The sequence below is a fragment of the Burkholderia sp. NFPP32 genome, from assembly GCF_900119325.1.
Lineage (GTDB): Bacteria > Pseudomonadota > Gammaproteobacteria > Burkholderiales > Burkholderiaceae > Burkholderia > Burkholderia pyrrocinia_C.
In genome coordinates, this window is the sequence record NZ_FPJP01000001.1 from 268295 (window position 1) to 276952 (window position 8658).

At 68.1% G+C, this 8658-nt stretch carries 7 protein-coding genes; 2 read left to right on the forward strand and 5 right to left on the reverse strand.

What is annotated here, in order from left to right:
- Positions 1-13: 13 nt before the first annotated feature.
- The 4 genes from BT264_RS01140 to hpnI all read right to left on the reverse strand — a co-directional run bounded on the left by BT264_RS01140 (position 14) and on the right by hpnI (position 4706).
- The gene (locus tag BT264_RS01140; protein ID WP_072435961.1) at positions 14-1066 is read right to left on the reverse strand and encodes an HpnL family protein; all 1053 of its coding nucleotides are present in this window, start codon (positions 1064-1066) and stop codon (positions 14-16) included.
- Complete coding sequence (hpnK, locus tag BT264_RS01145) at positions 1063-1947, reverse strand: hopanoid biosynthesis-associated protein HpnK (protein WP_072435962.1); 885 nt, start codon at positions 1945-1947, stop codon at positions 1063-1065. Before hpnK ends, BT264_RS01140 begins: the two co-directional genes overlap by 4 nt.
- Positions 1948-1950: 3 nt before the next feature.
- On the reverse strand, positions 1951-3372 hold the full coding sequence (hpnJ, locus tag BT264_RS01150) for a hopanoid biosynthesis associated radical SAM protein HpnJ (protein WP_059774191.1): 1422 nt from the start codon (positions 3370-3372) through the stop codon (positions 1951-1953).
- A gap of 158 nt (positions 3373-3530) precedes the next feature.
- Positions 3531-4706: a bacteriohopanetetrol glucosamine biosynthesis glycosyltransferase HpnI gene (gene hpnI, locus BT264_RS01155; RefSeq protein ID WP_072435963.1), complete on the reverse strand. Its 1176-nt coding sequence runs from the start codon at positions 4704-4706 to the stop codon at positions 3531-3533.
- A 638-nt stretch (positions 4707-5344) separates the two neighbouring features.
- Between hpnI and BT264_RS01160 the strand changes: the two genes are divergently transcribed.
- Positions 5345-6343 (forward strand): LLM class flavin-dependent oxidoreductase, encoded by a 999-nt coding sequence (locus tag BT264_RS01160; protein WP_072435964.1) that lies wholly within the window; start codon positions 5345-5347, stop codon positions 6341-6343.
- Positions 6344-6363: 20 nt separating this feature from the next.
- Here BT264_RS01160 and BT264_RS01165 read toward each other — a convergent pair whose 3' ends face one another.
- Complete coding sequence (locus BT264_RS01165) at positions 6364-7425, reverse strand: alpha/beta fold hydrolase (RefSeq protein WP_072435965.1); 1062 nt, start codon at positions 7423-7425, stop codon at positions 6364-6366.
- A gap of 173 nt (positions 7426-7598) precedes the next feature.
- On the opposite strand from BT264_RS01165, the gene pdxY reads away from it, so the two are divergent.
- Positions 7599-8459: a pyridoxal kinase PdxY gene (pdxY, locus tag BT264_RS01170; protein ID WP_034183134.1), complete on the forward strand. Its 861-nt coding sequence runs from the start codon at positions 7599-7601 to the stop codon at positions 8457-8459.
- Positions 8460-8658: the final 199 nt, after the last annotated feature.

An 8658-nucleotide genomic window follows, 5' to 3' on the forward strand; every position in this document is an offset into this window, starting at 1 on the left:
GCCCGTCTCGTGTTCAATGCGTCGTTTCGGTTTCAGCTTCGGTTTCGGGCGTGCGGCTCGCCGGATGCGGCCCGCGCGGCCCGGCCGGCGGCGCGTCGTTGATGCGGCGGCGCGTGCGCACGAGTTCGGCGAGCTGCCACGAACCGAGCGCCACGCAGCCGAACAGCACCTCGCGGCCGCGCTTGACCAGCGCGAGCGACAGTGCCGTCTCGCGATCGACGCCGAACATCTGCGCGAGCAGCACGACGGTCGCCTCCTGCACGCCGAGGCCGCCCGGCACCATGAACGCCGCATGCCGCACGGCCTGCGTCATCGCCTCGATCGCGATCGCACCGCCGATCGACACCGGATGGCCGAGCAGCGCGAGCGCCCAGTAGATCTCGAGCGCGCCGAGCACGTAGCCGGCCAGTTGCCAGAAGAACGCGCTGAACAGCAGGCCCGTGCGCGACATCAGCCCGTCGATGTCGGCGTCGAGCCGGCGGCCGTCGACGCCCTGCAGCAGCCGGTGCGAATCGCCGAGCAGGCGGCCCGCGAAACGCTCGATCGCGTGGAAGATGCCGCCGCGCCGCATCAGCACGACGCCGAGCACGGGCAACGGCAGCGTCAGCAGCAGCGCGAGGCCGATCGTGCCGCCGCCCATGTCGTGCGTCGTCGAAAGCAGCAGCACGAGGCCGAGCGCCGCGAATGCATACTGGACGACGATCGTCACGAGCACCTCGACGATCACCGACGCCGTCACGCGGCTCGCGTCGGGCACCTGCCAGCGCGCGAGCCGGATGCCGACGAGTTCGCCGCCGATCCCGACCACCGGCAGCAGCCGGTTCACGGCCTCGCGCACGGTCGCGATCCACCACAGGAACGGCAGCGAGCTGCGCCGGTCGAGCAGCAGGTGCCATGCATACGCATCGAGCAGCAGCGGCAGCGCATGGAACGGCACGAGCCACAGCAGCGCGTAACCGGCGCGCGCGAGCATCTGCGACACGTCGCCGATGCCTTCGTGCAGCCCCAGCGCGAGCAGGATGCCGATGCCGATCGGCCAGCCGAGCCACTTGATCCACCTGGTCATGACGGCTGCGCTCCCGGTGCGCGCGGCGTGTGCGTGCCGCGCCTGGCCGCACGCTGACCGAACACGTCGGCAAAGCCGCCGGTCGCGACGCCCGCCGCCTTCAGCGCGGCGGCGACGCGCGGCGACAGCAGCGCATCGAGTTCGTCCACCGGACGGTAGCCGGCCATCGTCGGCGTGATCGGGCCGTCGCCGGCCTCGGCCGGATGGCAGTAGATCTCGCCGACGCCCGGCGGCAGCGTCGCGAGCGCGTCGAGCAGCACGGCCTCGTCCATCGCGCCCGTGTGTTCGATCCCGACCACGTAGTCGTTGTGCGCGAGCCCGGCGCGGTCGAGCCGTGCGCGCACGAGCGCGATCCACGGCTTGAGCAGCGCGGGCGCGCTCGTCTCGTACGGCAGCCGCACCGCACGCAACCCGTAGTCGCGGCCGATCTCGATGATCATCGACAGCACGGTCGGATGCAGATGGAAATGCTTGTGCGCGTTCACGTGGTCGAGCGGCAGGCCGCTCGCCGCGAACGCGTCGAACTGCGCGCGGATCTCGCGGCGCAGTTGCGCACGCACGTGCGGCAGGAAGAAGAAGCGGCAGCCGTCCTTCGCCATCGCGTCGCCGAACCGCCCGTCGGAGCCGACGAGCGCGGGAATGTCATGCGCGGGCAGCGTGGCCGGCCCGTCCGCGAGGACGAGGTGCAGGCCGACCGCGAGCGACGGCAGCCGCCGCGCGCGTTCGATCGCATCCTGCACGGCGGGCGCACCGACCATCAGGCTCGCGGCGTTCAGCACGCCGTCGCGATGCGCACGCTCGACCGCCGCATTGACGCGCGGGTGCAGCCCGAAGTCGTCCGCGGTGAAGATCAGCGCCCGCGCCGCCCGCTGCGTCGCCACGAATCAGGCCTCGTGCGCGCGCAGGAAGCGGAAGAACTCGACGCCCTCGCGCAGGCGGCGCTTCATCATGTCCCAGCTCGTCAGCATCTCGCGGACGATCTCCCAGATCTTCGACGGACGGAAGTAGAACTCGCGATAGAACTGCTCGAGGTGGTGATAGATCTCGTCGCGCGACAGGTGCGCATAGCCGATCGCCGCGAGCTGCACGCCTTCCTTGCTCACCAGGTTGATGGTCTTGTTCTCTTCCATCCAGCCGTTTTCCACGGCCTGCTTGTAGAGCGTCGTGCCCGGGTATGGCGCGGCGAGCGAGACCTGGATCGTGTGCGGATTGATTTCCTTCGCGTACTCGATCGTCTTCTTGATGGTCTCCTGCGTCTCGCCCGGCAGGCCGAGAATGAAGGTGCCGTGGATCTTGATGCCGAGCTTCTTGCAGTCCGCGCTGAAGCGGCGCGCGAAATCCGTGCGCACGCCCTTCTTGATGTTCACGAGAATCTGGTCGTCGCCGGATTCGAAGCCGACCAGCAGCAGGCGCAGGCCGTTTTCCTTCATGACCTTCAGCGTCTTGTACGGCACGTTCGCCTTCGCGTTGCACGACCACGTCATGCCGAGCTTGCCCAGACCGATGGCGATGGCTTCGGCGCGCGGCAGGTCGTCGGTGAAGGTGTCGTCGTCGAACATCAGTTCCTTCACTTCCGGCATGTTGTCGCGGATCCACTTCGCTTCCGCGAGCACGTTCTCGACCGAGCGCGTGCGGTAGCGATGGCCGCTGACCGTCTGCGGCCACAGGCAGAACGTGCAGCGCGACTTGCAGCCGCGGCCCGTGTAGATCGACACGTACGGGTAGTTCAGGTAGCCGATGAAGTAGTTGTCGATCTTCAGGTCGCGCTTGTAGACGGGCGCGACGAACGGCAGTTCGTCCATGTTCTCGAGGATCGGACGCGCTTCGTTGTGCTCGATCGAGCCGTCCTTCGCGCGCCAGCTCAAGCCCTTGATCTCGGGGAATGGCTTGCCTTCGGCGATTTCCTTGCAGGTGTAGTCGAATTCCTCGCGGCACACGAAGTCGATTGCCTCGCTCGCCGTGAGCGAGTTGTGCGGATCGACCATCACCTTCGCGCCCACCATGCCGACCAGCATCGACGGCTTCATCTTCTTGAGATCCTGCGCGAACATCGCATCGGTCGGGAACGACGGCGTGCTCGTGTGGATGATCACGAGATCGTAGTCGTTCGCGATCTTCAGCGTCTCCTCGACCGACAGGCCGTCGGCCGGTGCGTCGACGACGCGGCTGCCCGGCACGAGCGCGGCCGGCTGCGCGAGCCACGTCGGATACCAGAAGGAACGGATTTCGCGCTTCGCCTGATAGCGCGAGCCGGCTCCGCCGTCGAAGCCGTCATACGAAGGGGCCTGCAAGAACAGCGTTTTCATGAATGCTCCGGTAGCCTGCATAGTTCGTTTCGATACAACGATTCAGTCAAAAAACCGCGGGCCGCCCTGCCGGCGCCCGCCTCTCTGTCATGTCGCGCCGCGCGGCATCGCCGCACAGCGCGTCTCGGCCCTCGGGCCGGGTTCGTCCGGGAGCGGCCCTAGCGGCCGTCCCCCCCTTCCACGGCCGCCGTCGCGCGTTCGCCGCCGACGACCGTCATCCTTGCGCCGCGCCACACGACGTGCGTGCCGAACACCGCCGCGAGCCACTCGAGCGCGAGCAGCGTGTCGCGCACCGCGACGAGCGGCAGGTCGCGCCAGAACGCGCGCCAGCCGTCCTCGCCGCGCGCGTGCAGCACGAGCCGCCCGAATGCGCCGACGGCGGCCGCCCCGCCCGCCAGCGTGCCGGCGAAGGTTCCGTCGAGACGCAGCGCGAGCGCCGCGCCAATCGCGAGCCACGGCGCGGTAAATGTGATGAACAGAAACGCGAAGCCCGCCGGGTTCAGCGACCGGATCGTACGCAGCCAGCGCGTCTCGCGGTGCCACAGCGGCCCGAACGACGGCTCGATCACGTCGGTCGCGACGTCGACTTCCGACAGCACGGTGCGCCGCCCGAGGCGGCGCGGCAGTTCGGCGAGCCAGAAATCGTCGGCCAGCTCGTCCTTCAGCGCGAGAAAGCCGCCGATCCGGTCGAGCGTGTCGCGCGTCAGCGCGAGCGTCGCGCCGAAGCCGAAGCGGCTCGAGCGGCCGAGGTGCGTGATTCGCACCGACGGCGCGAACCAGGCGTCGACGAACTGCGCGCCGATCCGCGTCCAGAACCCGCCGACGCTGCGCGCATGATACAAGCACGTGACGACGCCGACCGACACGTCGGCGAGCGGCGCCGTCACGCGCTCCAGATAATCGGGCTTCACCGCGATGTCGCTGTCCGCGATCACGATGCGGCCGTACTTCGCGCGCTCGGCGAGATTGATCAGGTTGCTGACCTTCAGGTTCTTGCCGTGCACGCGCGAGTCGACCACCAGCGTGATGTCGCACTCGGGATAGTCGGCACGCAGCCGCTCGACGACGGCAATGGCCGGATCGGCCGCCGACGCGACGCCGAACAGCACTTCATGGCGCGGATGGCGCTGCTCGCAGAAGGTCGCGAGGTTTTCGTACAGGTGCGGCTCCGCGCCGCACAGCGGCTTGAGCACGCTGACCGGCTCGTAGCCGTCGCGCGCGGCCGTGCGCGGCATGCGCGGCTGCGGCGCGAACGCGGCGACGAGCGCATAACCGGCCGCGGCCAGCGTGAACGCGATCAGGAGCCAGTCGAGCAGCGTTGCGGTCGGCGTCATGCGCGACGCCTCCCGGCGACCTGAACGCCACGGCGAACGCTTGAGCGTGATTGAGCGTGATGCGGTATTCGGACAGCGACGAACGCGGGCACGACCCGACTCCTTGTTCCAGCAGCGTCTGTATATGGGGGAGGCACGACCCGCTTTCGGGTGTTGCCATGCCCGGCTTCGTATGGCGCATCTCCGCGCGACGCCCGGACGGGGATGCGGGAAGACTCGTATGGCTACCATCGGCACAACATGGGCAGGCGCCGGATTTTATCAGCCTGCGGCACCCCGCGCTCGGCACTACGAGAAACGGACTGGTGCAATTTCAGCAAAGCTGTCCGGCCGGCGAACCATTCAGGCGCAACCGCGTTTACGTTAGCGTAAGCACTTTGCAGGCGTATTGCAGTCTTGAAAATCAAACGTTTCGTGCAAATTTGTTGGTCGATGCGGATTCACGTCCAATTGCCGTAAAGATTGGTAATTAACCAGCGATTGGATTGATTTTTGCAACAATCATCGAATGCGCCCCTGCGTCCCTGCGACGCGCATGGGTATCGGCGCGCGCCCAGCACGTTCCGGAACCCTTTGGCAAAATCCTTGGCATTTGTTGCGTAAGCGCATCACCGCGCGCCCCTTTCGAAGGCCACCCGATGACTCCGTTTTCCGTACTCGATCTCGCCCCCATTCCGGCCGGCGCCGACGCCTCGCAGGCTTTCCGCAACACCGTCGATCTCGCGCAGCACGCGGAACGCTGGGGCTACCAGCGCTACTGGCTCGCCGAGCATCACAACATGCCCGGCATCGCGAGCGCGGCGACCGCCGTCGTGATCGGCCATGTCGCGGGCGCCACGAAGACGATCCGCGTCGGGTCCGGCGGCATCATGCTGCCGAACCACGCGCCGCTCGTGATCGCCGAGCAGTTCGGCACGCTCGCGTCGCTATATCCGGGGCGCATCGATCTCGGCCTCGGCCGCGCGCCCGGCACCGACCAGACCACGTCGCGCGCGCTGCGCCGCGACCTGATCGGCAGCGCCGACTCGTTTCCGGACGACGTCGCCGAGCTGCTGCGCTACTTCGCGGAGCCGGTGCCCGGCCAGCGCGTGCGCGCGGTGCCCGGCGCGGGGCTCGACGTGCCCGTGTGGCTGCTCGGTTCGAGCCTGTTCAGCGCGCAGCTCGCCGCGATGCTCGGGCTGCCGTTCGCGTTCGCGTCGCACTTCGCGCCGGACTACCTGATGCGCGCGCTCGAGATCTACCGCGCACAGTACCGGCCGTCGGCCGCATGGCCGAAGCCGCACGCGATGGTCGGCGTCAACGTGTTCGCGGCCGATACCGACGACGAGGCGCGGCGCCTGTTCACGTCGCTGCAGCAGCAGTTCATCAATCTGCGGCGCGGCACGCCGGGCAAGCTGCCGCCGCCCGTCGACGTGCTCGAGGCGAACGAGCTCGAACTCGCGAACGTCGCGCATTCGCTGTCGTTCGCGGCGGTCGGCTCGCGCGACACGGTGCGCGACAAGCTGCGCGACCGCATCGCGCAGACGGGGGCGGACGAATTGATCGTCACCGCGCAGATCTACGATCACGCCGCGCGGCTGCGCTCGTTCGAACTGGCCGCGCAGATCCGCGACGAACTCGCGAACGAAACGCGCTGACGGCGCGAGCGCGCCCCGCATCACTGCGGGTGCGCGGCCTCCAGAGCGTCGAGCAGCGCCTTGTGGAATGCATCCGGATCCTGGATCTGCGGTGCGTGACCGAGCGCCGGGAATTCGACTAGCTGCGCGCCGGGGATCGCCGCCTGCGTGCGCTTCGCGAGTTCCGGATAGCGGCCGAGCTTCGCATGCACGTCGGGCGGCGCGACGTCCTTGCCGATCGCGGTCGTGTCCTTGTCGCCGATCATGAGCAGCGTCGGCACGCGGATCGCACCGAGTTCGTAGACCACCGGCTGCGTGAGGATCATGTCGTAGATCAGCGCGGAGTTCCACGCGACCGCGTCGCGGCCGGCGCCGCGATACATCCCGGCGAGCATCTGCACCCAGCGCTCGTACGACGGCGACCACTTGCCCGCGTAGTACGTGCTCTGCTCGTAGCGGCGGATGCCGTCGGCCGTCGTCTTCAGCTCGCGCGCATACCAGTAGTCGACCGACAGCGGCGGCACGCCGAGCGCCTTCCAGTCCTCCAGGCCGATCGGATTCACGAGCACGAGCTGGTCGGTCGCCTTCGGGTACATCAGCGCGTAGCGCATCGCGAGCATCCCGCCCGTCGAGTGGCCGACGATCGTCGCCGACTTCACGCCGATCGATTCCAGCAGTGCGTGCGTGTTGCGCGCGAGCTGCTGGAAGCTGTACTGGTAGCGATCGGGTTTCGACGACTTGCAGAAGCCGATCTGGTCCGGCGCGATCACGCGATAGCCGGCGCGGCTCAGCACGCCGATCGTGTCTTCCCAGGTCCCCGCGCAGAAGTTCTTGCCGTGCAGCAGCACGACGGTGCGGCCGTTCGGGTGCGCCGGCTGCACGTCCATGTAAATCATCTCGAGGGTTTCACGCTGCGACACGAACGCGTAGCGGTGCAGGGGTTCCGGGTAGGTGAAGCCTTCCAGGCGCGGGCCGTACGCCGGCCCGTCGTTGCCGGCGGGCACCGGGGCGGCCTCGGCGGCGGCGTTCGCGCATGCGAAGGCAACGCCCGCGCCGAGCAGGGCGGCGCGCGCGACGGACAACATCTTGCAAATCGAAGGCATGGCGGTCACGGTGATTGGAAACGCACGCGGGCAGCCGGACGGCGCCGCGCCCCGCGATTCTACGCGGTCGGCTGACGACGGCGCGCAACACTCGGTGGCCGCGCGACTTCCGTGTGCGCGACGAACTCGGGTATCGTGTGACGTGACCCTGAAACGCCTGCAGGCGGATTCCCATGAAAAACGTCCTCAGCATTCAGTCGCACGTCATCTACGGCCATGCCGGCAACAGTGCGGCCGTGTTCCCGATGCAGCGCCTCGGCGTCAACGTCTGGCCGCTCAATACCGTCCAGTTGTCGAACCACATGCAGTACGGCCACTGGGCCGGCAGCGCGATCGATGCCGCGAAGATGGAGCAGCTCGTCGACGGGATCGCCGCGATCGGCGCGCTCAAGCGCTGCGACGCCGTGCTGTCCGGCTTCCTCGGCTCGCCGCCGCAGGCGCGCGCGGCAGTCGAGATCGTCCGCACGGTGAAGGCGATGAATCCGGACGCGTGGTACTTCTGCGATCCGGCAATGGGCCAGACGGGCGGCATCCGGCCCGAGCCCGGCGTCGAGGAATTCATGGTCCAGGAGGTGCCCGCGCTCGCGGACGGCATGTCGCCGAACCACACCGAACTGCAAAAGCTCGTCGGGCGGCGCATCGAGACCGTCGCCGAAGCCGTCGACGCGTGCCGCGCGCTGATCCGCCGCGGCCCGCAGATCATCCTCGTCAAGCACCTGCACGACCGCAACAGCCCGGCCGACCGCTTCAACATGCTTGCGGTCACTGAAACCGAAGCGTGGATCGGCCAGCGTCCGTTATACGCATTTCCGCGCCATCCGGTCGGCGTCGGCGACCTCACCAGCGCGGTGTTCGTCGCGCGCCGGCTGCGCGGCGACTCCGTGCGCGCCGCGTTCGAGCATACGCTCGCGGCCGTGCACGCGGTCGTGAAGGCCACCTACGATGCGCGCCGCTACGAACTCGAACTCGTCGCCGCGCAGGACGAGATCGCACGCCCGAGCGAATGGTTCGGCGCGTGGGTGACGGACGCCTGACGCGCCCGCACCGACCTCCGCTTCGCCGGCGCGCATGCGCGCCGCCCTGCTTTCCTGCTTTCCTGCTTTCCTGCTTTCCTGCTTTCCTGCTTTCCTGCTTTCCTGCTTTCCTGCTTTCCTGCTTTCCTGCTTTCCTGCTTTCCTGCCGTCCTGCTTTCCCTGCCGTCCTGCTTTCCCTGCCGTCCTGCTTTCCCTGCCG

What these genes read in the sequence shown, in the direction of transcription:
- BT264_RS01140 (WP_072435961.1), bottom strand. Translation starts at nt 1,066, where the DNA reads ATGACCAGGTGGATCAAGTGGCTCGGCTGGCCGATCGGCATCGGCATC.
- BT264_RS01160 (WP_072435964.1), top strand. Translation starts at nt 5,345, where the DNA reads ATGACTCCGTTTTCCGTACTCGATCTCGCCCCCATTCCGGCCGGCGCC.
- pdxY (WP_034183134.1), top strand. Translation starts at nt 7,599, where the DNA reads ATGAAAAACGTCCTCAGCATTCAGTCGCACGTCATCTACGGCCATGCC.
- hpnI (WP_072435963.1), bottom strand. Translation starts at nt 4,706, where the DNA reads ATGACGCCGACCGCAACGCTGCTCGACTGGCTCCTGATCGCGTTCACG.
- hpnJ (WP_059774191.1), bottom strand. Translation starts at nt 3,372, where the DNA reads ATGAAAACGCTGTTCTTGCAGGCCCCTTCGTATGACGGCTTCGACGGC.
- BT264_RS01165 (WP_072435965.1), bottom strand. Translation starts at nt 7,425, where the DNA reads ATGCCTTCGATTTGCAAGATGTTGTCCGTCGCGCGCGCCGCCCTGCTC.